The sequence below is a fragment of the Actinophytocola sp. genome, assembly GCF_009379765.1.
Lineage (GTDB): Bacteria > Actinomycetota > Actinomycetes > Mycobacteriales > Pseudonocardiaceae > Actinophytocola.
Map to the genome: position 1 here is coordinate 17294 of NZ_WHTD01000003.1, position 25210 is coordinate 42503.

At 71.0% G+C, this 25210-nt stretch carries 22 protein-coding genes and 1 pseudogene; 17 read left to right on the forward strand and 6 right to left on the reverse strand.

Features of this window, described 5'->3' with window-relative positions; genetic code table 11:
• Window positions 1–4 precede the first annotated feature (4 nt).
• Window positions 5–637 (forward strand): dTMP kinase, encoded by a 633-nt coding sequence (locus GEV28_RS01245; protein WP_291407650.1) that lies wholly within the window; start codon window positions 5–7, stop codon window positions 635–637.
• 362 nt (window positions 638–999) lie between these two features.
• Here the strand turns inward: GEV28_RS01245 and GEV28_RS01250 are convergent, their stop codons facing one another.
• A complete protein-coding gene (locus GEV28_RS01250; RefSeq protein ID WP_291407652.1) occupies window positions 1000–1482 on the reverse strand; it encodes a VOC family protein in 483 nt (160 codons plus the stop codon).
• Between the two features lie 147 nt (window positions 1483–1629).
• On the opposite strand from GEV28_RS01250, the gene mtrA reads away from it, so the two are divergent.
• From mtrA to secA, 6 genes are all read left to right on the forward strand, one after another.
• Window positions 1630–2307 (forward strand): MtrAB system response regulator MtrA, encoded by a 678-nt coding sequence (mtrA, locus tag GEV28_RS01255; protein ID WP_291407654.1) that lies wholly within the window; start codon window positions 1630–1632, stop codon window positions 2305–2307.
• Between the two features lie 84 nt (window positions 2308–2391).
• A complete protein-coding gene (gene mtrB / locus GEV28_RS01260; protein ID WP_291407656.1) occupies window positions 2392–4146 on the forward strand; it encodes an MtrAB system histidine kinase MtrB in 1755 nt (584 codons plus the stop codon).
• Window positions 4143–5879: an LpqB family beta-propeller domain-containing protein gene (locus tag GEV28_RS01265; protein WP_291407657.1), complete on the forward strand. Its 1737-nt coding sequence runs from the start codon at window positions 4143–4145 to the stop codon at window positions 5877–5879. Before mtrB ends, GEV28_RS01265 begins: the two co-directional genes overlap by 4 nt.
• Before the next feature lie 77 nt (window positions 5880–5956).
• Complete coding sequence (locus GEV28_RS01270; protein WP_291407659.1) at window positions 5957–6595, forward strand: ComF family protein; 639 nt, start codon at window positions 5957–5959, stop codon at window positions 6593–6595.
• A gap of 670 nt (window positions 6596–7265) precedes the next feature.
• A complete protein-coding gene (raiA, locus tag GEV28_RS01275; RefSeq protein ID WP_291407661.1) occupies window positions 7266–7928 on the forward strand; it encodes a ribosome-associated translation inhibitor RaiA in 663 nt (220 codons plus the stop codon).
• A 268-nt stretch (window positions 7929–8196) separates the two neighbouring features.
• Window positions 8197–11160, forward strand: coding sequence for a preprotein translocase subunit SecA (gene secA, locus GEV28_RS01280; protein WP_291407662.1), 2964 nt, complete (start codon window positions 8197–8199; stop codon window positions 11158–11160).
• A 245-nt stretch (window positions 11161–11405) separates the two neighbouring features.
• Here the strand turns inward: secA and GEV28_RS01285 are convergent, their stop codons facing one another.
• Window positions 11406–11912 (reverse strand): hypothetical protein, encoded by a 507-nt coding sequence (locus GEV28_RS01285; protein WP_291407664.1) that lies wholly within the window; start codon window positions 11910–11912, stop codon window positions 11406–11408.
• Between the two features lie 58 nt (window positions 11913–11970).
• Between GEV28_RS01285 and GEV28_RS01290 the strand changes: the two genes are divergently transcribed.
• Both GEV28_RS01290 and GEV28_RS01295 read left to right on the forward strand, forming a co-directional pair.
• On the forward strand, window positions 11971–12735 hold the full coding sequence (locus tag GEV28_RS01290; protein ID WP_291407666.1) for an RNA methyltransferase: 765 nt from the start codon (window positions 11971–11973) through the stop codon (window positions 12733–12735).
• A gap of 116 nt (window positions 12736–12851) precedes the next feature.
• Entirely contained in the window at window positions 12852–13307 is a 456-nt protein-coding gene (locus GEV28_RS01295; protein ID WP_291407668.1) for an Rv3235 family protein, read from the forward strand.
• 188 nt (window positions 13308–13495) lie between these two features.
• Here GEV28_RS01295 and GEV28_RS01300 read toward each other — a convergent pair whose 3' ends face one another.
• Complete coding sequence (locus GEV28_RS01300; protein WP_291407670.1) at window positions 13496–14497, reverse strand: medium chain dehydrogenase/reductase family protein; 1002 nt, start codon at window positions 14495–14497, stop codon at window positions 13496–13498.
• Window positions 14498–14584: 87 nt separating this feature from the next.
• Between GEV28_RS01300 and GEV28_RS01305 the strand changes: the two genes are divergently transcribed.
• A complete protein-coding gene (locus tag GEV28_RS01305) occupies window positions 14585–15241 on the forward strand; it encodes a TetR/AcrR family transcriptional regulator (RefSeq protein ID WP_291407672.1) in 657 nt (218 codons plus the stop codon).
• A gap of 76 nt (window positions 15242–15317) precedes the next feature.
• Window positions 15318–16946, forward strand: coding sequence for an L-glutamate gamma-semialdehyde dehydrogenase (gene pruA / locus GEV28_RS01310; protein WP_291407674.1), 1629 nt, complete (start codon window positions 15318–15320; stop codon window positions 16944–16946).
• Between the two features lie 406 nt (window positions 16947–17352).
• Here the strand turns inward: pruA and GEV28_RS01315 are convergent, their stop codons facing one another.
• From GEV28_RS01315 to aroA, 3 genes and pseudogenes are all read right to left on the reverse strand, one after another.
• On the reverse strand, window positions 17353–18174 hold the full coding sequence (locus tag GEV28_RS01315) for a hypothetical protein (protein ID WP_291407676.1): 822 nt from the start codon (window positions 18172–18174) through the stop codon (window positions 17353–17355).
• 61 nt (window positions 18175–18235) lie between these two features.
• A complete protein-coding gene (gene rsgA / locus GEV28_RS01320) occupies window positions 18236–19261 on the reverse strand; it encodes a ribosome small subunit-dependent GTPase A (protein WP_291407678.1) in 1026 nt (341 codons plus the stop codon).
• Window positions 19262–19391: 130 nt separating this feature from the next.
• Window positions 19392–20671 (reverse strand): annotated as a pseudogene (gene aroA, locus GEV28_RS01325) (3-phosphoshikimate 1-carboxyvinyltransferase).
• Window positions 20672–20752: 81 nt separating this feature from the next.
• On the opposite strand from aroA, the gene GEV28_RS01330 reads away from it, so the two are divergent.
• The 6 genes from GEV28_RS01330 to GEV28_RS01355 all read left to right on the forward strand — a co-directional run bounded on the left by GEV28_RS01330 (window position 20753) and on the right by GEV28_RS01355 (window position 25100).
• On the forward strand, window positions 20753–21511 hold the full coding sequence (locus tag GEV28_RS01330; RefSeq protein ID WP_291407679.1) for an SOS response-associated peptidase: 759 nt from the start codon (window positions 20753–20755) through the stop codon (window positions 21509–21511).
• A gap of 10 nt (window positions 21512–21521) precedes the next feature.
• Window positions 21522–22133 (forward strand): alpha/beta family hydrolase, encoded by a 612-nt coding sequence (locus GEV28_RS01335; RefSeq protein ID WP_291407681.1) that lies wholly within the window; start codon window positions 21522–21524, stop codon window positions 22131–22133.
• Between the two features lie 120 nt (window positions 22134–22253).
• Window positions 22254–22880, forward strand: coding sequence for a sigma-70 family RNA polymerase sigma factor (locus GEV28_RS01340; protein ID WP_291407683.1), 627 nt, complete (start codon window positions 22254–22256; stop codon window positions 22878–22880).
• Window positions 22877–23173 (forward strand): mycothiol system anti-sigma-R factor, encoded by a 297-nt coding sequence (gene rsrA, locus GEV28_RS01345; RefSeq protein ID WP_291407686.1) that lies wholly within the window; start codon window positions 22877–22879, stop codon window positions 23171–23173. The genes GEV28_RS01340 and rsrA overlap by 4 nt, the downstream gene beginning before the upstream one ends.
• A 44-nt stretch (window positions 23174–23217) precedes the next feature.
• On the forward strand, window positions 23218–23433 hold the full coding sequence (locus GEV28_RS01350) for a biotin/lipoyl-binding carrier protein (protein WP_291407688.1): 216 nt from the start codon (window positions 23218–23220) through the stop codon (window positions 23431–23433).
• 164 nt (window positions 23434–23597) lie between these two features.
• Window positions 23598–25100 (forward strand): sensor histidine kinase, encoded by a 1503-nt coding sequence (locus GEV28_RS01355; protein WP_291407689.1) that lies wholly within the window; start codon window positions 23598–23600, stop codon window positions 25098–25100.
• Window positions 25101–25210 lie beyond the last annotated feature (110 nt).

Consider the following 25210-nt stretch of genomic DNA (forward strand, 5'->3'; position numbering starts at 1 on the left):
CGGTGTGGGACGACTGATCGTGATCGAGGGCCTCGACGGCGCGGGCAAGCGCACGATGGCCGACAAGCTCACCGCCGAGCTGGGCGGCCGGGTCGTGCGGCTGGCGTTCCCGCGTTACGGCGAGGACATCCACGCCGACCTGGTGCGCGAGGGTCTGCACGGCCGGCTGGGCGGCTTCGGCGACGAGGTCTACGGGATGGCGATGCTCTATGCGCTGGACCGCCGGGGCGCGGCGCCCGACATCCGCGCGGCGCTGGCGGCCAACGACGTCGTGCTGCTGGACCGGTACGTGGCCTCCAACGCGGCGTTCGGCGCGGCCCGGCTGCGCCAGTCCGCGCGCGGCGAGTTCGTCGACTGGGTGCGGGCGGTCGAGATCGACCGGTTCGGCCTGCCGGTGCCGGACGCGCACCTGCTGCTCCGCGTCCCGGTGACGGTGGCCGCGTCTCGCTCGGCCCACCGCGAGGCGACGGAGTCGGGCAGGGGCCGCGACACCTGGGAGTCCGACGAGGCCCTGCAGGCGAGGGTGGCGACGGTCTACGACGGCCTGGCGGCGGACGACTGGCTGGCCCCGTGGCACGTGGTGGACGGAACCTCCACCCCGGACGTGTCCGCCTTGGCCGAGGCCCTGACCCACTAGGCCATGTCTCGCGGATCTTGGATCGTGGTATTCCCCCGCGGCACCGGGCCCGGCCCATCCGCGTCGAGCCGGCCCGACTAGCACGCTCACCATCCCCGCGCAATACCCAACCCGTGCGAATGGCCCATTCGCACGGGCTCGAGGACCCCCCGGTTTCAACGCTACGGGCCGGCACCGACATTTTCCGGCCGCCCGAGCCCGAGATTCGACCACACGATTAGGCGAACCCCGGGCGAAAGGACCATTCGCACGGCCAAGGGGGCCCCCGATTTCCACGCTACCGAAAGCCACCGACAATTTCGGACAGTGCCCGTGAGATCCGGTATGCGGGCCCCGCGAGCTCCCGGCGAGGGGCCGTTGATCTATGGCGCGCCGACCAGATCCGCGCCCCAATGCTCGATCTCGGCGCCGATGTCCAGCCGCCCGATCATCGGGGACTCGGTCATCTCCGGGGTCACCCGGTCACGCGGCACGAACCACGAGATCTCGAACTCCAGGCCGTCGGGATCCTTGCCGTACAACGACTTCGACACCGCGTGGTCCGACGATCCCACCAGGGCACCGGCCTTGGACAGCGCGTCCGCGAACGTGGACAGCTCCGGCAGCGTGCTCACCGACCACGCGAGGTGATAGAGCCCGACCGTCGTCCCGGACGTACGGGGCGCGTTGCCGCGCACGGCGAACAGACCCAGGTCGTGGTCGTTGTCCGACTCGGCGGCGCGCAGGAATGCGGCGGTCGCCCGCTCGTGCACGACGGTGAACCCGAGCACGTCCCGGTAGAACGTGACGCTGCGTCCGACGTCCCGTACGTAGAGCACGGCATGGTTGAGCCTTCGGATGCCCACCAACCACCTCCATGTCGCCCGTGGTTCAAACTTCAACGTGTAGACCGCTCGACCGTAGGCTGTCGTTACAGGTCTGTCACCCGGGTGGGTAACGGACGATCAGCGGGTCCCACACGAACGACACTCACGAAGTGCGACGATGTACTTATGAAGGCACGTGTGCTGGTAGTGGACGACGACCCGGCCCTGGCCGAGATGCTGACCATCGTGCTGCGGGGCGAGGGATTCGACACCGCGGTGGTCGCCGAAGGCAACCGGGCGTTGCCCGCGTTGCGCGAGCTTCGGCCCGACCTGGTGCTGCTCGACCTGATGTTGCCCGGGATAAACGGGATCGACGTGTGCAAGGCCATCCGCGCCGAGTCGGGTGTGCCGATCGTGATGCTGACGGCCAAGACCGACACCGTCGACATCGTGTTGGGCCTCGAGTCCGGCGCCGACGACTACGTCGTCAAGCCGTTCAAGCCCAAGGAGCTGGTGGCCCGGGTGCGGGCGCGGCTGCGCCGCACCGACTCCGAGCCCGCCGAGATGCTGTCCATCGGCGACCTCACCATCGACGTGCCGGGGCACGAGGTGACGCGGGACGGCGTGGCGATCCAGCTGACCCCGCTCGAGTTCGACCTCCTGGTCGCGCTCGCCCGCAAGCCGCGTCAGGTGTTCACCCGCGAGGTGCTCCTGGAGCAGGTCTGGGGCTACCGGCACGCGGCGGACACCCGGTTGGTGAACGTCCACGTGCAGCGGCTGCGCTCCAAGGTCGAGACCGACCCGGAGCACCCCGAGGTGGTCCTCACGGTCCGCGGCGTCGGCTACAAGGCCGGTCCACCGTGATCGAGATCTGATGAGCGAGCTCGCGAGCGAGTCGCCGGTTCAGGGCGATCGTGAACGACGTCGCCGAGCCCGCGAGGGGGCGACGTGAGACGTTACTTCCGGGCGACGGCCGCGGCCGTCGCCCGGGCCGTGGACTTCTGCCAGCAGCGGGCCGCCTACTTCGGGGAGCTGTGGCGGCGTTCGCTGCAGGTGCGCGTCGTCGTCAGCACGCTGGCGCTGTCCTCCGCGGTGGTGTTCGTGCTGGGCATGGTGCTCCAGAACCAGATCACCGACCGGCTCCTGGAGACCAAGGAGGAGGCCGCGATCGCGGCCACCCGCGACGCGGTCCAGGTCGCCGAGACCGAGCTGTCCGGCGTCAACCCCACCACCGACGCCGTGCGCAACCGGCTCACCAGCGCGCTCAACCGGCTGACCAGCTCCTCGCCGAACGGCAGCACGGCCAGCTCCGCGGCCGGCGCGTTCGAGCCGGTACTGGCCAGCGACTCGCCGGGCCTCGCCGACCAGGGCGACAGCATCAGCGTCGGCGCCTACCACGACGTCCCGGACAGCCTGCGCCACTTCGTGCAGGCCCACGAGCTCGCGGTGCAGATCTACACCGTGGACCGCGCGTCGGGCCGCACCACGTTCCTCATCGTCGGCGCCCCGTTCGGCACCGCCAACCGGCCCATGCAGCTCTACATGCTGTTCCCGCTGACCGCCGAGCAGCACACGATCAGCGTCGTGCAGAGCACGCTGATCGTCGGCGGTCTGGTGCTCCTGCTGCTGCTCGCCGGCATCGCCAACCTGGTCACCCGCCAGGTGGTCCGTCCGGTCCGCAGTGCGGCCCAGGCCGCGGCCCGCTTCGCCGGTGGTGAGCTGGACCAACGCATGCTCGTGGTCGGCGAGGACGACGTCGCCAAGCTCGCCGAGTCCTACAACGGGATGGCCGAGAGCATCCAGCGGCAGATCCGCCAGCTCGAGGAGTTCGGCACCCTGCAGCGCCGGTTCACCTCCGACGTCTCGCACGAGCTGCGCACTCCGCTGACCACCGTCCGCATGGCCGCCGACGTGCTGCACGCGTCGCGTGAGCAGTTCCCGCCCGGGCTCGCCCGCTCCACCGAGCTGCTGGTCGACGAGCTCGACCGGTTCGAGGCGCTGCTCGCCGACCTGCTGGAGATCAGCCGGCTGGACGCGGGCGTGGAGGAGCTCATCGCCGAGTCCGTCGACCTGCGGCCGATCGCTGTGCGCGCGGCCAGGGCCGTCGGCACGATCGCCCGCAACGCCGGCAGCGAGATCGTCCTGGACCTGCCCGACGAGGAGGTGACCGCCGAGGTCGACGCCCGGCGCATCGAGCGGGTGCTGCGCAACCTCCTGGCCAACGCGGTCGACCACGGCGAGGGCCGGCCGGTCCGGCTCCGGATGGCGTTCGAGGACGACGCCATCGCGGTGACCGTCCGGGACTACGGCATCGGCCTGCGGCAGGGCGAGGCGGGCCTCGTGTTCAACCGGTTCTGGCGGGCCGACCCGTCCCGCAACCGGCACACCGGCGGCACCGGGCTCGGCCTCGCGATCAGTGTCGAGGACGCCCGGCTGCACGGTGGCAGGCTGGATGCGTGGGGCGAGCCGCGCAAGGGCGCCTGCTTCCGGCTGACCCTGCCGCGCAGGCAGGGCGTCGGCTACGACACGAGCCCGCTGGAGCTGCCCCCGCCGGACGCCGACCTCGCGTACGCGGCGACCTACGAGGCGCCGGTCGCCGACGACGCCATCCGGGTCACCGTGCCCACCGAGACCCACGAGCCGGACGACGTGCCCCGCGCGCCGATCCCACCCCCCGCCCCGGCCTGGGAGGAGGTCCGATGACCCGCGGCGCGTTCGTCCTGGTGCTGTTGTCGGTACTGCTCGCGTCGGGCTGCGCGAACATCCCGGAGCGGTCGACCCCGCACGCGGTCCGCCAGGACGAGTCCGAGCAGCCGCAGGCCGCGGTCGACGAGCCGACCCGTGACCTGGACCCGTTCGACCTGGTGCGCGAGTTCATCCACAAGTCGGGCAACGCCGAGGCCGCGGCCATGTACCTCACCGAGAAGGCCCGGCAGGGCTGGAACGGCGAGGCCGCGCCGACGATCGTCCTCGACACCTTCGACACCGTGCCGGTGCGCGACCCCGAGCCCGTCCGGGACCCGGACGCCACCTCCCACGACCTCGAGACCGTCGTCCTGCAGGTGAGCCCGGTCGGCCGGCTCGGCGCGGACTACGCGTTCATCCCGGCCATCGACGACCAGGAGTTCGACGTCGCGGTCCGCAAGCAGCCCGACGGGCAATGGCGGATCGACTCGCCGCCGACCACCCGGTTCGTGCCGATCTCCGACTTCGAGTCGAGCTATCGCGCGGTCACCGTCTACTACTTCGACCCCGACCTGCGGGTCACCGTGCCCGACCTGCGGTACGTGACGGCCGAGCCGGTCAACGGGCTGCCGTCGCGGGTGGTCAACGTGCTGCTGTCCGGGCCGTCGGACACGATGCGCCGGTCCGTGCGCTCGCCGCTGGAGGGCATCGGCACGAACACGAACGTGGTGGCGGATCCGGACGGCACGCTCGTGGTCGACCTCAAGGAGGTCGGCGACAAGTCACGGGAGCAACGCGAGCAGATCGCCGCGCAGATCGTGCTGTCCCTCCAGACGGTGACGTCCGCGCGGCTGCGGCTGCGCGGCGACGGCCAGGACCTCATCCCCGGCCACCGCGACTGGCGGCTGGGCGACCTCAAGGCCTACGACGCACCGACCAAGCCGGACTCCGACCAGCCTGGCCTGGTCGTGTCGGACGGCCGGCTGTACTCGCTGCGCGACGGCAAGGAGGTCGACGGCCCCACCGGCGACGGCACCTACCAGGTGCTGACCGCGGCCCAGTCGATCGACGGCGCCCACCTGGCCGCCGTCGTGCAGACCGAGGCGGGGCCTCGGCTGCGCATCGGCGAGTTCGGCGGGGAGATGCAGGAGGTCAACCTCGAGGCGCGGGCGATGACCCGCCCGACCTGGCTGGTCAGCACGTCGAACGAGGTACCGCCCAAGGAGGTGTGGACGGTCGCCGACGGCAACGTTGTGCGCGCGGTCCGCACCGGCGATGGCGGGTGGAAGGCGTTGCAGGTCAACGCCTCCGAGCTGACCGACTTCGGGCCGATCACCGAGCTGCGGCTCTCCCGCGACGGCACCCGTGCGGCCGCCGTCGCCAGGGGCCGGCTGGTGGTCGCGTCGGTGGTGCGGGACAACGACTCGGTGTCCCTGCGCGCGCCGCGCCGGCTGCAGCCGATCAACATCGTGCAGGCCGTCGGGGTGGACTGGTTGAGCCAGGACACGCTGGTGGTCGCCACCAGGCAGGGGTCCCTGCCGGTGGCGAGCCTGCCGGTCGACGGTCTCAAGCTCGAGGTGTTCGACCGGAACAACCTGCAGCTGCCGATCAAGTCGATCGCCGCGGCTCCCGACCGGGACGTGATCGTGACCGACAGCGCGGCGGTGTCCAGCGTGCCCGGCGTCGGGCAGCTGTGGCGCCAGCACCCGTACGGGCAGAGCCGCGACGCGATCCCGTTCTACCCCGGCTGACCCGCGCTGACCTGCGCTGATCTGCTATCTGACCCGCGCCGCCGGAAACTGTCGGTGGGCGGTGCCAGGATTCGTCCATGCGTTCGTTTCGGCTCGTCGACCTGATCCTTCCGCAGCGCTGTGCCGGCTGTGCGGCCCCACTCGCGGCGTGGTGCCCGACGTGCGCCCGCTCGCTGGGCGCCCCCGTGTCCGTCGCACGCCCCGGCCTGCCCGTGGCCTACGCCCTGGGCGACTACCGGGGCCCCGCCCGCCGCGCCGTCCTGGCCTACAAGGAGCGCGGCCGCCGCGAGCTGGCCGGCCACCTGGGCGGCGCGTTGGCCGCGGCCCTCCCGTCGATCCGAGCCGGCCCGATGGTGCTGGTCCCGGCCCCGTCCCGGCCGGCGGCGGCCCGTGCCCGCGGCGGTCAGCACATGACCGTCGTCGCTCGACACTGCGCCGCCGTCCTGCGTGCCGGCGGCCGCTGGGCGGCGGTGGTCCCGGCGCTGCGCCTGGACCACCGGGCGGCTGACTCGGTCGGCCTGGATGCGGAGGAGCGGGCGGCCAACCTCCTGGGCCGGCTACGTCCGGACCCGCGCCACCCGCCGCCGGCGGGCGTCCCGGTGGTCCTCGTCGACGACGTGATCACCACGGGCGCCACGGCGACGGCCTGCGTGTCGGCGCTGCGCTCGGTGGGCGTCCCGGTGGCGGCGGTCGTGGCCCTCACCGCCGCGGGCTGACCCCACGATCCGAGCCGGCCACGGCGACCGCCGACGTTATCGGTACCGATGGTCTGTTATCGGGACGTGATACCGAAATGCCACCAATGACTACCCGCCGGTACGCACACATACTCACGTTTCTTCGCGTCCCGATTGAGTTATCGCCGCCCGCGCCACCCGCCACGGGTACTGGCCGGAAGCCTCGGTTTCAGCATGCGGATACCCCCGTACGAGTGAATTGTGGGAGGGAACTCTGACCCGGAGTTGATCGTTGCCCAGGTATGGGAGACAGGCACAACGGCGGTGTCGAGCCGCCGCCAGGAGCGGCAAAGTCTCTGGGTATGCCTGGTACGGCTGGACGAGTGACGCTTCTGCCGCTCGACCAGACGAACATGCGCAGTCGGCCGCGGCCGCTCTCGCCGCGGTTGCTCTCCGTAGGCGAACCGGGGCAGGGAAGTTCCCCCGCCGAGGGGGCTTTTGCGAAGGCACAAGCCAAGCTAACGTGCCCGCTATCAGCTTTCCCGGTTCGCAGGGAGGAGGCGAGGAGCCCATGACCCTGGCGCCGGAGGAGCATTGAGGCAGGGAGTCCTCAAGCCCTTCAACGGTTCTGGCCGTCCACCAATCCTGGATCCCAGATTTACGGCGCCGAAGTTCGCTCACTAGCTCGCTCAGGCGAGGGAGGTCGTGTATGGACATCGTCGTTAAGGGCCGCAACGTCGAGGTGCCCGAGCACTACCGAGTGCACGTCGAGGAGAAGCTGATCCGCCTCGAACGGTACGACCGCAAGGTCATCCGTTTCGACGTTGAACTGTTCCACGAACCCAACCGCCGGCAGGCCAAGAACTGCCAGCGCGTCGAGATCACCGGCATGGGCAGGGGCCCGGCCGTCCGCGCGGAGGCATGCGCCGGCGACTTCTACGCCGCACTCGACGCCGCGGTCACCAAGCTCGAGAACCGACTTCGCAGGCTGCACGACCGCAGGCGCGTGCACTACGGGCGCCGAAGCCCGTCCTCCGTCGCGGAGGCCACCGCCACCGCGCCCGAGACGCCCCCCGCGACCGAGTCCAACGGTCGCGCCCGCACCGCCGTTCTGCCCGCCCGTACCGAGGAGTTCGAGGGTGCCCCGGCCGTACCCGCCCAGCGTTGGGACGGCTCCGAAGACGACAACCTGCCTGGCCGTGTGGTGCGCGAGAAGGAGCACTCCGGCGAGCCCATGACCGTCGACCAGGCCCTCTACCAGATGGAGCTGGTCGGGCACGACTTCTATCTGTTCCACGACGCGAGCTCGGGCGTCCCCAGCGTGGTGTACCGCCGCCGAGGGTTCGACTACGGCGTGATCCGCCTGGTCTGAGCCAACCCGCGGACCGACCGACCAACGACCGACGGGGTGCCCCTGGGCCATGCGCCCGGGGGCACCCGTGTGTGGCGGCCCGTCCTGTCGGAGATCGGTGGGCCCCTCGGTACACCGGCGCGACCAACCGACCGCGAGGTCAAGGCGGACACCCGGGTAGGGCCGGACGGGGCAACCGTGGCCGGCGTCGATCCGTTACCGCCTACGATGGCAGGTGACGAGGCGCCCACGGCGGGTGCGCGACAATCCAGCTAGCGAGGTTGACCTGATGGTGCTGTCCCGGATACTCCGCGCCGGCGAGGGCAAAACGCTCAAGACGCTGCGTAAGACCGTGGGTGAGGTCAGGGACCTCGAGGGCTCCGTCGTCGACCTGACCGATGCCCAGCTGCGTGCGAAGACCGACGAGTTCCGCAAGCGCTACGACGAACTGCGTGAGGTCGACGACGAGGACGAGGAAGCCACCGACTTCGACGCGCTCGACATGCTGCTGCCGGAGGCGTTCGCGGTCGTCCGCGAGGCGGCCAAGCGCGTGCTCGGCCAGCGGCACTTCGACGTGCAGATCATGGGCGGCGGCGCGCTGCACATGGGCAACGTCGCCGAGATGAAGACCGGTGAGGGCAAGACCCTCACGGCGGTGCTCCCTGCCTACCTCAACGCGCTCTCCGGCAACGGTGTCCACGTGGTCACGGTCAACGACTACCTGGCCAAGCGCGACGCGGAGTGGATGGGCCGGGTGCACCGCTTCCTCGGTCTCGAGGTCGGCGCGATCCTGTCCGAGATGAGCACCGACCAGCGCAGGCGCGCGTACCGGGCCGACATCACCTATGGCACCAACAACGAGTTCGGCTTCGACTACCTGCGCGACAACATGGCCGGCAGCCTCGAGCAGATGGTGCAGCGCGGCCACAACTTCGCCATCGTCGACGAGGTCGACTCGATCCTCATCGACGAGGCCCGCACGCCGCTCATCATCTCCGGCCCGGCCGACCAGTCCTCGCGCTGGTACACCGAGTTCGCCCGCATCGTCACCCGGATGACCGGCATCGACATCACCGCGATGGCCCCGCGCGAGAAGGACGCCCGCACCGCCGAGATCGCCAGCAAGCACTACGAGGTCGACCGCAAGCGGCGCACCATCGGGGTCAGCGAGAAGGGCGTCGCGTTCGTCGAGGACCAGCTCGGCGTCGAGAACCTCTACGACGCATCGAACACCCCGCTGGTCGGCTACCTCAACAGCGCCATCAAGGCCAAGGAGCTGTACCAGAACGACAAGGACTACCTGATCCGCAACGGCGAGGTCCTCATCGTCGACGAGTTCACCGGCCGCGTGCTGGCCGGCCGGCGCTACAGCGAGGGCATGCACCAGGCCATCGAGGCCAAGGAGAAGGTGGAGATCAAGGCCGAGAACCAGACGCTGGCCACGATCACCCTGCAGAACTACTTCCGGCTCTACATTCGGCTGTCGGGCATGACCGGTACCGCCGAGACCGAGGCGGCCGAGTTCTACAACACCTACAAGCTGCACGTCGTGCCCATCCCGACGAACCAGCCGATGGTCCGGGCCGACCGCACCGACCTCATATACAAGACCGAGGAGGCCAAGTTCGAGGCGGTCGCCGAGGACATCGCCGAGCGGCACGAGAAGGGCCAGCCGGTGCTGGTCGGCACCACCAGCGTCGAGCGGTCGGAGTACTTGTCGAAGCTGCTGGTCAAGATGCAGGTGCCGCACAACGTGCTCAACGCCAAGCACCACGAGAAGGAGTCGGCGATCGTCGCCGAGGCCGGGCACCGCGGCGCGGTCACTGTCGCCACGAACATGGCCGGTCGAGGCACCGACATCATGCTCGGCGGCAACCCGGACCACCTGACCGAGGAGGCGTTGCGGGCCAAGGGCCTCGACCCGGTCGAGACGCCCGAGGAGTGGACCGCCGCGCTGCCCGCGGCGCTCGAGCGGGCCAAGGATGACGTGCGCGCGGAGGCCGAGGACGTCAAGGAGGCCGGTGGCCTGTACGTGCTCGGCACCGAGCGGCACGAGTCGCGGCGCATCGACAACCAGCTGCGTGGTCGCTCCGGCCGCCAGGGCGACCCGGGCGAGTCACGCTTCTACCTGTCGCTCGGCGACGAGCTCATGCGGCGGTTCAACGCGCAGTTCGTCGAGCGGGTCATGGTCACCATGCGGGTGCCCGACGACCAGCCCATCGAGGCGAAGATGGTCACCCGGGCGATCAAGAGCGCGCAGACCCAGGTGGAGCAGCAGAACTTCGAGGCCCGCAAGAACCTCCTCAAGTACGACGAGGTGATGAACCAGCAGCGCAAGGAGATCTACGCCAACCGCATGCGCGTGCTGCAGGGCGAGGATCTGCGCGAGCACGTCGGCCGCATGATGGAGGAGGTCATCGGCGACTACGTCCAGAAGGCGACCGCGGGCGGGTACGCCGAGGACTGGGACCACCACAAGCTGTGGACGGCGCTCAAGGAGCTGTACCCGATCACGCTGAAGTGGGACGACCTCGTCGAGGAGATGGAGGACCGCGGCGACGACCTCACGTCGGAGAACCTGCTGGAGGCCGTGCTCGCGGACATTCGCCGCGCCTACGAGGAGCGCGAGACGTTCGTCAACAGCCGCGTACTCGGTTCCGACGGCCGCCCCACCGGCGACGGCGTGCGCCGCCTCGAGCGGCTCGTGATGCTCGATGTGCTGGACCGCAGGTGGCGCGAGCACCTGTACGAGATGGACTACCTGAAGGACGGCATCGGCCTGCGGGCCATGGCGCAGCGCGACCCGCTGATCGAGTATCAGCGCGAGGGCTACGACATGTTCAACACGATGCTCGACGGCCTGAAGGAAGACTGCATCATGCTGCTGTTCCGCGCCCAGGTCGCGGAGCCCGACGCCGAGCAGCCGGCGCCCCAGGGTGCCCCGGCCGCCCGCGTGGCGCAGGCCGCGGCCAGGGCCGCGCAGGAGGCGCAGACCCAGCGCCAGGCCCCGCCGCCGCCCGCGCAGCAGCAGGACCAGATCCCGCCGGCGCTGCGGGGTGGCCGAGGGTCACAGCAGTCCGAGCAGCAGTTCACCTACTCGGGCCCGTCCGAGGGCGGCGGCGTCGAGTCCCGAGGCGGCCAGAACGGCAACGGTCAGAAGCCGGGCGGCCAAGGCAGCGGCGGCTCGCGCAGGGAACGCCGAGCCGCGGCCCGCGACGCCCAGAAGAAGGGCAAGAAGGGCCCCCGCCGCTGACCGGCGCACCGTGACCGCGACCGAGCACGGCACCCGCCCGGGTGCCGTGCTCCGCTCCGTGACACCTGTCCACAATCCCGACCCGCGCGCCCCGAGACCGTCGGTGCTCGCAGTTGGGCTGGATTCCGGGGGGCCGGAGGCCGCCGGCAGGAGTCGTCCACAGGCTGCCTCAGCCGCGCCCCGGAACTGTCGGTGCTCGCCTGTAGCGTTGAAACCGGGGTCGGAGGCCAACCGGGGCGGACGAGTCAGAGCAGTTCCAGCAGGAACGGCAGCTCCTCGGTCGCGTACCAAGCCAGCTCATGGTCCTCGGCATCCCCCAACGTGAACTCCGCGTCGGGGTCACCCAGGTCCGCCGCATCGATCACGTCGGCGGCCGCCCGGACCGCGGGCTCGGCGTTCTCCGTGTCCAGATGCACGGCCGCCACCAGGCTGACCGGCACTGACCCGGCCAACCGCACCACCCCGAAGTCCAGGTCCGGGCGCAGGGTCGCGTCCTCGACGTCGGCGGAGATCACCGCGCGGCGCGGGAGCACACCGGACGGGTCGTCGGCCAGCTCACCCGCCAGCAGGCGCAACGACGCCCGCGCCGCCTCGATCATCGCGGCGTACTCGAGCTCCTCGGCGGTCCCCGTCGCATACGACTCGCGCAGTGCGGGGGTCAGCGCGAACGCGGTGTCGCCGACCGCGGCCACCTCGCCCTTCGCGTTCAACGCTCGCAACATGGTCACCGTGGCCGGAATGTAGACCCTCACCGCACTCCCATTCCCCTGTGCTCCGGGCAGGGTTAGATCCTGACACACCGCGCGCCGGATGACGTGGAATGCTCCACCCGTGGACGGCCCATCTCCCAAGGACAGGTTCGTGACCGTGTTCGGTCGCAAGCCCGTGCTCGAAGCACTGGCCGACCGGGACCTGCGGGTGGACAAGGTCGTGCTCGCCGACAACGCCCGCGGCGCCGCGGCCCGCGAGATCATCGACGCCGCGTCGGCCCGGTCCGTGCGGGTCGAGCGGGCCAGCGCGCACCGGGTGAAGGTGCTGGCCGGCAACGGAAAGCAGGACCAGGGCGTGCTCGCCGACGTCGTCGCGCCGCGGATGCGCCGGCTCGCCGACGCGCTCGCCGAGAACCCGGCGTCCGTCCTCCTGCTGGACGGGATCACCACGCCGGCCAACGTCGGCATGATCATCCGCACCGCCACCGCCGCCGGCATCGAAGGGATCGTCGTGCCTCGGCGCGGCGTGGCCTCCATCGACCCGCTGGTGGTGAAGGCGTCGGCCGGTGTCGCGTTCCACGCGCCGATCCTGCGGTGCTACACCGCCACCGAGGCCGCCACCGAGCTGCGGGCCGCCGGGTATCCGCTGTTCGCGCTGGACGGGTCGGCGCGGACGGGTCTGTTCACCGCCGACCTGCCGCGCCGGGCGGCGTATGTCCTCGGCGGCGAGACCGACGGGATCAGCCCAGAGGTCCGCGCCTCGGTCACCGCGTACCTGTCGATCCCGATGAGCGGCGGGGTCGAGTCGCTGAACGTCGCGAGCGCGGCGGCCGTCCTCTGCTTCGAGCTGGTCCGCCGCCGCTGACGCTCCGTGTTCGAATGGACACGGTAGGGTGATCGTTGTCCCAAATGGACGCGGTGCTCGCTCAGTAGGGCATGTCCGCACCTGTTCGATATCCGCACCCGTCCGAGCCCGGCCCCGTGTTGTACGCGTTGCCGGAGTACGAGCCGTCGCACGGCCCCGGCGAGGAGGAGCCGCGCCGGTGGTCGAGCCTGCGGCCGGCCGCGGGGCCGCAGCTCACGCTGGTCGGGCCGCCGAGGTTGCCCGAGGCGGCCGTCACGCCCGAGTCGCTGTGGCGGCTGCTGGTCCGGGTGTTGGAGGTGTTGGAGGGCCGCCGCGCGGTGGGTCAACTGCGCGCGTTGCTGTCCGATGCCGCATACGAGGCGTTGCTGACCCGGCTGCGCACCGCCCCGCCCGGTCGCACCCACCGGCTGCGCCGCCTCCGCGCCTGCTACCCGTCGGCGACCGCGGTGGAGATCGCCGCGGTGATCGACGTGGCCGGCGGGCCCACGGAGCCGCGCCGGGTGTGTGCCTCGGCCGCGCGGCTGGAGCGGGAGGGCGAAACGTGGCACTGCGCGGTGTTTCGCCTGCTCTGACGGGGTACGGGTGGTTGCCTCCGGCCCCGGGTTCAACTCCACGGGCGGGCACCGACAGTTCCGGACCGTCGCCGCGCCGGCCTGTGGACAACCACCCGCGGGCCGGCCCCCCCGGAATCCAGCCTATCGGCGAGCACCGACGGTTTCGGGGGCGCGCGGGTCGGGGCTGTGGACAGCTCGGGGGCGGGTCAGGCTTCCAGGACGATCTTGCCGGTCGTCTTGCCTTCCACCAGGAGTCGCAGCGCCTCCGCGGCGTTCTCCAGGGGGAGGCGCTGCGCGATCGGCGGGTTCAGGGTGCCCGACTCGACCAGGGTGAAGACCTCCGTCAGTGCCTCGGTGAAGCGGGGGCCCGGCTTCACGTAGTAGAACGCCGCCCGCCGGCCTCGGGACCGGCCCACCAGACGAGCCAGCTGCCAGCCCGCGTACCGGCGGATCGTCCCCAGGTACGGCGTCAGCCAGTGGCCCTCGTCGCGCAGGGTGGCGGCCGAGCCGTAGCTGATCAGGACGCCGCCGTCGGCCAGGAGGGCATAGGAGTCGTCCAGGCTCCTCCCGCCCAGGTGGTCGAACACCGCGGCCACGCCACCGGGGGACAGGGCGCGGACGGCCGCGGGGACGTCGCCGGTGCGGTAGTCGATCGGCTCGGCGCCCAGCGAGCGAAGCAGGTCGTGCTTCGCGGGGGACGCCGTCCCGAGCACCCGGGCACCGGCGCGAACGGCGATCTGGACCAGCAGCGTGCCGACGCCGCCGGTCGCGCCGTGAACCAGCACGGTCTGGCCGGCGCGAACCTTCGCCACCTGGTGGACCATCTGCCACGCCGTCACGCCGTTCATCACCACCGCGGCGGCCACCCCCGGGTCCAGCGATGCGGGCACGGGCACCGCCGTGGCCGCGGGCACCACGACATGGGTGCGCCACGCGCCGGTCCGGGTCAGCGCGGCCACCCGCTCGCCGACCCGCGGCCCGGAGACGCCGGGGCCCACCTCGGTGACGGTCCCGACCAGGTCGTACCCGGGCACGAACGGGAAGCTGGGCTGCATCGGGTACCGCCGCCGCAGCATCTGCACCTCGGCGAAGCTCACCCCGCTCGCCTCGACCCGCACCCGGACCTGCCCCTTGCCCGGCCGCGGCGCGTCGCCGGTCCCGACCCGCAGCATCTCCGGGCCACCCTCGCCGGTCAGCACGATCTCCATGTCGCGTCTCCTTAGAGTCCTTAACTATTGTTATAACTTCTAACCTCAATTAGAGGGTGTTAGAGTCGTGTTGTCAAGAGGAGGCACATGGACCGCAGGCAGCAGTACCGCGAGCAGACCCGCCAGGAGGCCAAGCGCATCGCACTGGAGCAGCTGGCCGAGGACGGCATCGCCGGCATCTCGGTCAACGCGATCGGCAAGCGCATGGGCATCACCGGCCCCGCGCTGTACCGCTACTTCGCCAACCGCGACGCGTTGCTCACCGAGCTGATCTCCGACGGCTACCACGACCTGGCCGACGCACTCGACGCCGCCGTCGGGACCGCCAAGTCCCCGGCGGCGCGGCTGCGCGCGGTGGCACACGCCATGCGCGCGTGGGCGGTCGCGGCGCCGCACCGCTACCTGCTGCTCTTCGGCACCCCGGTCCCCGGCTACAAGGCCCCCGAGTACACCCTCGCCGCCGCCAACCGCGCCATGACCACCCTGCTCGCCGCCGTCGGCGAGGACACCGCCCAGCCACGTCGCTCGACCTTCTACAAGCAGCTCGCCGCCTGGGGCGAGCGGATGGGCCACGGTTCGCTGACCCCGCGCCAGCAGCACTGGGGCCTCACCGTCTGGACCCGGCTGCACGGCGTCCTCAGCCTCGAGGTCGCCAACCAGTTCGCGCTCTCCGGCATCGACCCCGAGCTCCTCTACAAGGCCGAGGTGGAGGCGCTGATCGCCTGGTGGGCGCCTGAGTCGTGACAGGATGGCGGTGCACCCGCCGCGACCGGTCACAAGCCGCGACCGGCCGACCAGAACCAGGGAGGCGAGCCACATCATGGACGCCGTTTCGTCCGTGCCCGAGCCGGTCAACGAGCCCGTGCGGACCTACGCACCGGGCAGCACCGAGCGTGAGTCGCTGCGGCGCCGGATCGCCGAGCTGGAGGGCGATGAGCACGAGCTGACCATGACCATCGGCGGCGAGCAGCGCATGGCCGGCGGCGAGCCGATCGACGTCGTTCAGCCGCACGACCACAAGCACGTGCTCGGGGTGTCCGCGCAGGCGAGCGCCAAGGACGTGGCCGACGCGGTCGGCGCCGCCAAGCTCGCCGCGCCGGCATGGCGGGAGCTGCCGTTCGACGAGCGCGCCGCCGTGCTCCTGCGCGCGGCCGACCTGGCGTCCGGGCCGTGGCGCGACACGCTCAACGCGGCCACCGTCCTCGGCCAGTCGAAGTCCGTGCATCAGGCCGAGATCGACGCCGCCTGCGAGCTCATCGACTTCTGGCGGTTCAACGTGGGCTACGCCCGGCGGATCCTCGCCGAGCAGCCCAACTCGAGCGCCGGCATCTGGAACCGGTTCGACCACCGGCCGCTGGACGGGTTCGTCACCGCGATCACCCCGTTCAACTTCACCGCCATCGCCGGCAACCTGCCCACCGCGCCCGCGCTGATGGGCAACACGGTCATCTGGAAGCCCTCGCCCACCCAGCAGCTCGCCGCGCACCACACGATGCGCCTGCTCGAGGCCGCGGGCCTGCCGCCCGGTGTGATCAACATGGTCACCGGCGACGGCGCCGCGGTCAGCGAGGTCGCGATGGCCGACCCGGACTTCGCCGGCCTGCACTTCACCGGCTCCACCAAGACCTTCAAGCACCTGTGGCGCACGATGGGGGAACGACTCGACACCTACCGCTCCTACCCGCGGATCGTCGGCGAGACCGGCGGCAAGGACTTCGTCGTCGCGCACCGGTCGGCCGACCCCGGCGCGGTCGTCACGGGGCTCGTCCGCGGCGCGTTCGAGTATCAGGGCCAGAAGTGCTCCGCGGCGTCCCGCGCGTACATCTCCCGGTCGCTGTGGGAGTCCGGCATGCGTGAGCAGCTGGCCGACACCACCGCGTCGCTCACCTTCGGCGACGTCACCGACTTCTCGAACTTCGGCGGCGCGGTCATCGACAGCCGCGCGTTCGCCAAGCACAAGGGCGTCCTGCTGATGGCCGCCGCCACCGCGTCGCTGGAGATCCTCGCCGGCGGGAGCTGCGACGACTCGACCGGCTACTTCGTCGAGCCGACCGTCGTGCTGGGCACCGACCCCACCAACGAGGTGTTCACCACCGAGTGGTTCGGCCCGATCCTCGCGGTCCACGTGTTCGACGACGGCGACTACGCCAAGGTGCTCGAGCTGGTCGACAGCTCCACGCCCTACGCGCTCACCGGCGCCGTCTTCGCCACCGACCGTGCGGCCATCGAGGAGGCGCACCGCAGCCTGCGCTTCGCCGCCGGCAACTTCTACGTCAACGACAAGCCCACCGGCGCCGTGGTGAGCCAGCAGCCGTTCGGCGGCAGCCGCGGCTCGGGCACCAACGACAAGGCGGGCTCGATCTACAACCTGCAGCGCTGGGTGAGCCCGCGGTCGGTCAAGGAGACATTCGTCCCGCCGACCAGCCACACCTACCCGCACATGGGCTGACCGCACGGCGACAGGGCCCGGCCACGTGGCCCGGCCCTGTCGCATGTGGACGGTCAGTTGACGCAGGGCATGTCGCCGCGCCGGTCGGGCGGTTCCGGTGTACGTGCAACGCAACGGTGCCGAGGTCGGCCGGGTCTCGACCCCGTCGGTCGAGGTGTCCTTCGACGACGGCAAGTCGTGGAAGGCGGTGCGGGTCTCTCGGGATCACGCGCGGTGGGTCGCCTCGGTCGATCATCCGCGTGGGGCGGAGCTCGTCTCGTTGCGGGCCGCTGTCCGTGACCGGTCCCGGGAGCTCGGTCTCGCAGACCATCCTGCGGGCCTACGCGGTGAGGTAGGCAAGCACAAGAGAAGACGCCTTCGCCGCTGCGCGCGGGCGAAGGCGTCTTCTCTTGTGCCCCAGCGGGACTCAGCCGGGGAGCTGCCCGACCTGGTCCGCCGGCGGGGCCTGGATGTCCACGGCCTTTCCCCAGTCGGAGTAGTCGACCTGGACCTTCACCGGCACCGCCTTGCCCGAGGTCGGGTCCGCGGTCGGCATCTCCACGGTCATCCGCGCCGGCAGGTCCGCACTGTCGACCCACAGGTCCACCGGGAAGTCCTTCAGGCCCGACTTGATGGCCTCCCGCATGGCCTTCTGCAGCGTCGGGTCCGTCTGGCTGTCGGCCAGCTTCTGCACGTCGACCGTGATCGAGTAGTGCGTGGTCTGCTTGCCGTCGAGGTCCTCCTCCTTGGTGGAGGTGATCTCGCCGGAGTCCTTGAACTGGTCCAGCGCCTGCCTCGGGTCGGCGTTCTTGCGCATCTGGTCGGAGATGCTGCCGAGCGCCTGCGCGAGCGGGTTGCTCTTGTCCGTGGAGTCGATCTTGATCCACGGCTTGCCGGACTGCAGCTCCTGCGGGACCTTCATGTAGAGGACGCCGTCGAGCAGCACCATCGACATCGTGCCGTCGCCGGTCTCCATGTCCATCTGGAGCGCCGGGTCCGTCCCGCCGACCTCGATGTCGCCCTCGCCCTTGATCTCCATGCCGCCGGCGCCACCGCTGAACACCATGTGCGCCGTGTTGACCTCGGCCGTCTGGTCGCCGACCGACTTGGCCAGTGCGGCGAGGCTCATCGCCCCCTCGGTGGCGTCGCCGCCGGAGTTGCCGCCGCCGTTGTCAGCCGCCTTGTCACCGCACGCGCCCAGCGACACGGCCAGCGCCAATGCGGACAACACCGCTGCGATCTTGCGCATCCCTGCTCCCCTCGGAGGATTCATTAGCCCAACGAGCGTAACGTTCACTCGTTCGGGTCGGTCAGTCACCGTACTCATCGAGGCGGGCGCGTGAGGCCAGAAGGCGCCGGAGAGATGCCAACCTGCCAGCAGAGGCATGGCCCTCCGCGGTCACGATGTCGAGCATGCAGTCCGGATCCGCCGGTGGGCCGAGATGTCCGCAACCGGACGGACACTCCTCCGCGGGCTCGACGAACTCGTCGAACGCGGCCACGATGTCGTCCGGTTCCACGTGGGCCAGACCGAAGGACCTGATCCCCGGGGTGTCCACGACCCAGCCGCCGCCGGGCAGCGGCAGCGCCACCGCGGTCGTGGAGGTGTGCCGGCCCTTGCCGACCGCGCTCACGACCCCGGTGGCGCGCATGGCGTCCGGCACCAGCTTGTTGACCAAAGTGGACTTTCCGACGCCGGAATGGCCGATCAGCGCGGAAATCTGGCCGGTCAGCCGCTCTCGCACCTCGTCGGGCTCGCGATCGCTCCTGGTCACGAGGACCTGGACGGCCAGCTCGGCGTAGGCCGCGATGATCTCGTCGGGGCCGGCGAGGTCCGACTTCGTCAGGCACAGCACCGGTTTCAGGCCACCGGCGTACGCGGCCACGAGGCACCGGTCGATGAAACCCGTGCGGGGCGGGGGATCGGCGAGCGAGCACACGATCAGCAGCTGCTGCGCGTTGGCCACCACGACCCGCTCGAACGGGTCGTTGTCGTCGGCGGTGCGGCGCAGCACGCTGCTCCGGTCGGCCACCCGCACGACCCTGGCGAGGGTGTCGGGGCGGCCGGAGGTGTCGCCGACGAGGTCCACGAGATCGCCCACGACGATGGGTGTCCGGCCCAGCTCACGGGCCCGCATCGCGATGATCTCGCGGTCCGGCTTCCCGTCGAGGGCACACGTCCACCGCCCGCGGTCGACCTCGACGACCATCGCCGCGCGGGCGTCGGCGTGCTCCGGTCTGCGTTTGCTGCGCGGCCGGGTGCCCTTGCCCGGCCGTACCCGGACATCCGACTCGTCCAGGCGCTCCCAGTCCGAACGCCGACCGCGACGACTCACGGAGCCGCCTCCCCGGAATTTAGTGTGTTGGTTGCGTTGGGTAGCGGGCGTTCGGCCTGGTCACGTACTGGTGGCTGGGTTGCGTCACGTTCCCCTGGGGTGACGGTTGCCGAGGTTGACAGGAGGTGGCTCACGGGGTGCGGCCGTTCAGCATCCGCTGCCACATGGCTGGGAAGTCGGGCAGTGTCTTGGCCGTCGTGGCGATGTCGTCCACCTCCACGCCGTCCACCACGAGCCCGAGAATCGCGCCCGCCGTGGCCATCCGGTGGTCGGCGTAGGAGCGCCAGGTGCCGGCGTGCAGCGTTGCCGGCCGGATCTCCAGGCCGTCCTCGGTCTCGCGGGCGTCGCCGCCCAGCCCGTTGATCTCGGTGACCAGCGCGGCGAGCCGGTCGGTCTCGTGGCCACGAAGGTGCGCGATCCCGCGCAGCACCGACGGGCCGGACGCGAGCGCGGCGAGCGCGGCGACGGTGGGGGTCAGCTCGCCGACGTCGTGCATGTCGATGTCCACTCCGGACAGCTCGGCGGGTCCGGTGGCGGTGAGCCCGGCCGGGGTGCGGTCGACCGCGCACCCCATCCGCAGCAGGATGTCGCCGATCGTGTCGCCCGGCTGGGTGGTCCGGGTCGGCCAGCCGGGGACCGTGACCGTGCCGCCGGTGACCGCGGCCGCGGCCAGGAACGGCGTCGCGTTGGACAGGTCCGGCTCGACCCGCCAGTCGCGCGCGCCCACCGGCCCCGGCTCCACCCGCCACGTGTCGGCCTCACTGTCGTCGACCACGACGCCCGCCTCGCGCAGCATCTGCACGGTCATGTCGATGTGCGGCAGCGACGGCACCGGCTTGCCCGCTTCGTCGTCATGGTGGTGGACGGTGAGGCCGAGGTCGAAGCGGGCGCCGGCGAGCAGCAGCCCCGAGACGAACTGGGAGGACGCCGACGCGTCGATGGTCACCGGGCCGCCCGCGAGGCTGCCCTTGCCGTGCAGGGTGAACGGGAGCGTGTCGCCGTCGACCGAGGCACCCAAGGCGCGCAGCGCGTCGAGCACGGTGCCCATCGGCCGCTCGCGGGCCCGGGGATCGCCGTCGAAGCGGATGTCGCCCTCGGCGAGCGCGGCGGCCGGCGGCACGAACCGCATGACGGTGCCGGCGAGGCCGCAGTCCACGGTCGCCGGGCCGAGAAGACCTACGTGCGGCGCGATCCGGACCCCTTCCTCGCCGGCGGTCACGGGCACCCCGAGGGCCCGCAGCGCGGTGATCATCAGGTCGGTGTCCCGGCTGCGCAGCGCCCCGGTGAGGTGCCGCCCCCGGTGCTCAGCGCCGCCAGCACCAGCGCCCGGTTGGTGATCGACTTCGAGCCGGGGACGGCCACGGTGGCGTGCACGGACTCGGTCGCGACGGGCGCTTGCCACTGGTTCATGCGTCGATGATCCCGCATCTCGAGGTCCGCGGTGCACACTGTCGGTGCGACGTGCCACGATCAGGCCAGGAGGTGGTTGACGTGTGCGGGAGGTACGCAGCGGCGAAGGACCCGGCCACGCTGGCCGCGGAGTTCGACGCGTATGACGCCACCGAGGACCTCGCGCCGCCGGCCGATCACAACGTCGCGCCCACCAAGGACGTCGTGGCGGTGGTGCAGCGGCACCCGCGCGACGACGACGGCGTGGCCGACAGGAGCCGCACCGCGCGCAGCCTGCGGGTCATGCGCTGGGGGCTCATCCCGGCCTGGGCCAAGGACCGCTCGATCGGCGCCAGGATGATCAACGCGCGGTCCGAGTCGGCGGCCACCTCGAACGCGTTCAAGACCTCGCTCGCCAAGCGCCGCTGTCTGCTGCCGGCCGACGGCTGGTTCGAGTGGAAGAAGGAGGGCGGCCGCAAGCAGCCGTTCTTCATGACCAGGCCGGACGGCGAGAGCCTCGCCATGGCCGGCCTGTGGACGGTGTGGCGCGACCCGAAGGACCACGACGCGCCGTCGGTGGTCAGCGCGGCGGTGCTCACCACAGAGGCGCTGGGCCAGCTCGCCGACATCCACGACCGGATGCCGCTGCTCATGACCCCCGAGCACTGGGCGGCCTGGCTCGACCCGGACGCCGAGGACCCCGGTGAGCTGCTCACCTCGCCGCCGCTGGACCTGGTCGAGTCCCTGGAGCTGCGGCCGGTGTCCAACAAGGTCAACAACGTCCGCAACAACGGGCCCGAGCTGGTCGTTCGCGAGGAGCCGGTCGCCGAGCTCGACGAGCAGTCACTGTTCGATGTCTGAGGTGTCGGTGATGACGACCATGCAGATCGACACGCCGCACGGTCCCGCCAGGGCCGAGCTGCACTGCGCGCCGGAGGGCCGGGCCGGGCTCCTGCTCGGCCACGGTGCCGGCGGTGGCGTCGGCGCGCCCGACCTGGTCGCTGCCACCCGCGGCGCCCAGGCCGCCGGGGTGCACGTCGCGCTGGTCGAGCAGCCCTACCGGGTCGCGGGTCGCCGCGCGCCCGCACCGGCGAACCAGCTCGACAGGGCGTGGCTCGCCGTGGCCGACCGGCTGTCCGAGGAGTGGTTCCACGAGCAGCCGCTGGTGTTCGGCGGCCGGTCCTCGGGTGCCCGGGTGGCCTGCCGCACCTCCGCCGACGGGCAGGCGGTCGCGGTCCTGTGCCTGGCGTTCCCGGTGCACCCGCCGGGGCGGCCGGAGAAGACCCGGATGCCCGAGCTCGACGGCGTGACCGTGCCCACGCTGGTGGTCCAGGGCGAGTCCGACCCGTTCGGTATGCCGGGGCCCGCTCCGCACCGGGAGATCATGGTTCTGCCCGGTGACCACTCGCTGAAGCGCGAGGCGACGGTTCTCTCGCGCACCGTCGAGGAGTGGCTCGACCGGATCTTGCGCCCACTGGACTGAGGGAATGCGCCTGCGCGCCGGAGCGTTCCTCCAAACGTGTTGACCGAGATGCGCCGCGTATCCTCGCAGGTGTCCTATGCGTATCCGACGATGGGACAGTTCCAACTGGAAGGGAGCACGGTGCCGAGCACCGAGACCCATACCAACGCGCCGGTCGAGACCGAGGAGGAGCGCGCCGAGCGGTTCGAACGCGACGCGATGCCCCTGCTGGACCAGCTCTATTCGGCTGCCCTGCGGATGACCCGCAACCCGGCCGACGCGGAAGACCTGGTGCAGGAGACCTACCTCAAGGCCTATGCCGCGTTCGCGTCCTTCTCGAAGGGCACCAACCTCAAGGCCTGGCTGTACCGGATCCTCACCAACACCTACATCAACGGCTACCGCAAGCGGCAGCGCCAGCCGCTGCAGTCGCCGACCGAGGAGATCACCGACTGGCAGCTCGCGAAGGCCGAGAGCCACACCTCGTCCGGGTTGCGCTCGGCCGAGGTCGAGGCGATGGACCGGCTGCCGGACAACGACGTCAAGGAAGCCCTGCAGCTGCTGCCGGAAGACTTCCGGTTGGCGGTGTATCTCGCCGACGTCGAGGGGTTCGCTTACAAGGAGATCGCGGAGATAATGCACACGCCGATCGGAACGGTGATGTCACGACTGCACCGTGGCCGTCGGCAGCTTCGTGACCTACTGGCCGGGGTCGCGCGGGACCGCGGGTTCCTGCGCTCGACCGAGCAAGAGGTGACCGGATCGTGAGCTGCGGCAAACCACATGAGACCGACTGCTCCGAGGTGCTGGCCGAGGTGTGGATGTTCCTCGACCACGAGTGCGACAGCGGCCGTCGGCAGCTGCTCGAGCAGCATCTCGACGAGTGCAGCCCGTGCCTGGAGCAGTTCGGCATCGAGGAGCACCTGAAGGTGTTGCTGGCGCGTAAGTGCGGGGGCGAGCACGCGCCGGACGCCTTGAAGCAGCGGCTGCGGGAGAAGATCAGGAAAACCGTGGTCGAGCAGGCCGGGGTGACCGTGCAGGACAGGTCAGACCTGCCGTAACCGGCCCTGGTCACCTGGCTGCCGCCGCATGGGAGGATTCGGCGATGACCGAGCAGATCCGCGCCGAGATAGTCGCCAACGTCATGTCCGTCGTCGCCAACGCCGGTGACCACATCGGCGAGGGTGACACGGTGGTGATCCTCGAGTCCATGAAGATGGAGATCCCGGTCCTTTCCGAGTTCACGGGAGTGCTCACCTCGATCGCCGTCAAGGAAGGCGACATCGTGCAGGAGCATGACCTGATCGCGGTAGTCGACTAGTGTCCCTCGCCGGAAGTTCGTCACCTGATTCGCCGGCCCAGCTTCCTGCTGGCGGCGTTGCCGATCCGCCCAAGTACGCTCCAGTACGAGGACGAACCGGCGCCTTGCCAGCAGAAACCTGGACTCGCCGACTCAAGCGACAGACTCCCGGCGGGGGACACTAGTTGTCCACCCTCTCCGACCTCCTCGCCGAGCACACCAAGCTGTCCGGTGGTGAGGTCGACCACCTGCAGATGGTGGTCGCCGAGTGGCAGCTGCTGTCGGACCTGTCCTTCGCCGACCTCCTCATGTGGGTGCCGGTCGGGGAGCCGCCGAACCCGGCGCAGACCGACATCGAGTACCTGTGCGTGGCGCAGGCCAGGGCCACGACCGCGCCGACCGCGCACCCCGAGGACGTCGTCGGCAGCACGGTCGTCGTCGCCGACCACCCCCAGCTGCGCCGGGCGATGATCGAGAAGCGGATCTGCCGCGAGGAGGATCCGCGCTGGTACCAGGGCGTGCCGGTGCGCCGCGAGGCGATCCCGGTGACCTACGACGACCGGGTCGTCGCGGTGCTGTCGCGGGAGACGGACCTCGCGGTGCCGCGGGTGCCGAGCTCGTTGGAGATCGCGTACCTCGGTATCGCCGCCGACCTGTGCCAGATGGTCGCCGACGGCAGCTTCCCCACCTCCGAGCCGGCCGCGGACGTGCACACCAGCCCCCGGGTCGGCGACGGCCTGGTGCGCCTCGACCCGACCGGCGCGGTGGTGTTCGCGTCGCCGAACGCGCAGTCCGCGTACCACCGGATGGGTCACCCGGCGGAGCTCGTCGGCGTGCGCCTCGCGCCACTGACCCGCGGACTGATCGCGGATCCCTTCGACGCGACCGAGATCGCCCAGCGGATCCTGGCCGCGGTGGACGGTCAACCGAGCATGCGTGCCGAGGCCGAGTCGCACCGCGGCGCGGCCGTGCTGTTCCGCGCGCTGCCGCTGCGTCCGGGCGGGAAGGCCGCCGGCGCACTCGTGCTGGTACGCGACGTGACCGAGGTGCGCCGCCGCGACCGCGCGTTGATGTCGAAGGACGCGACGATCCGGGAGATCCATCACCGGGTGAAGAACAACCTCCAGACGGTGGCGGCGTTGCTGCGCCTGCAGTCCCGCCGCACGGCGAGCGAGGAGGCCCGGGCCGCGCTGGGTGAGTCGGTTCGCCGGGTGGCCGCGATCGCGATGGTCCACGAGGCCCTGTCGACCTCGGTCGACGAGAAGGTGGACCTGAACTCGTTGGTGGACAAGGTGATCCCGGTGGCCGGTGATGTCGCCGTCGCGGAGAACCACGTCCGGGTGCGGCGGACCGGCCAGTTCGGCGTGGTGGCCGCCGAGGTGGCCACGCCATTGGTGATGGTGCTGACCGAGCTGGTGCAGAACGCCGTCGAGCACGCCTACCCGCCGGGCGTCTCCGGCGACGTGGTGGTCTCGGCCGAGCGTTCGGCCCGCTGGCTGGACGTGGTCGTGACGGACGACGGGCGCGGGCTGCCGAAGGGCTTCTCGCTCGAGCGCTCGAACGGCCTGGGCCTGCAGATCGTGCGAACCCTTGTGGAGTCGGAGCTCCGCGGCTCACTGTCGATGCGCCGCCGGGACCGCGGCGGCACCGAGGCAGTGCTCCGCGTCCCCCTGTCCCACCGCCGCTGACCTCGCGAGTCCAACGCCCAGAACCCGCGAGTCCAACACTCCGGACCCGCGAGTCCAACGTTCCGGACCCGCGAGTCCGGGAAACACGAAGGCCCGGTATCCCTAGTGGG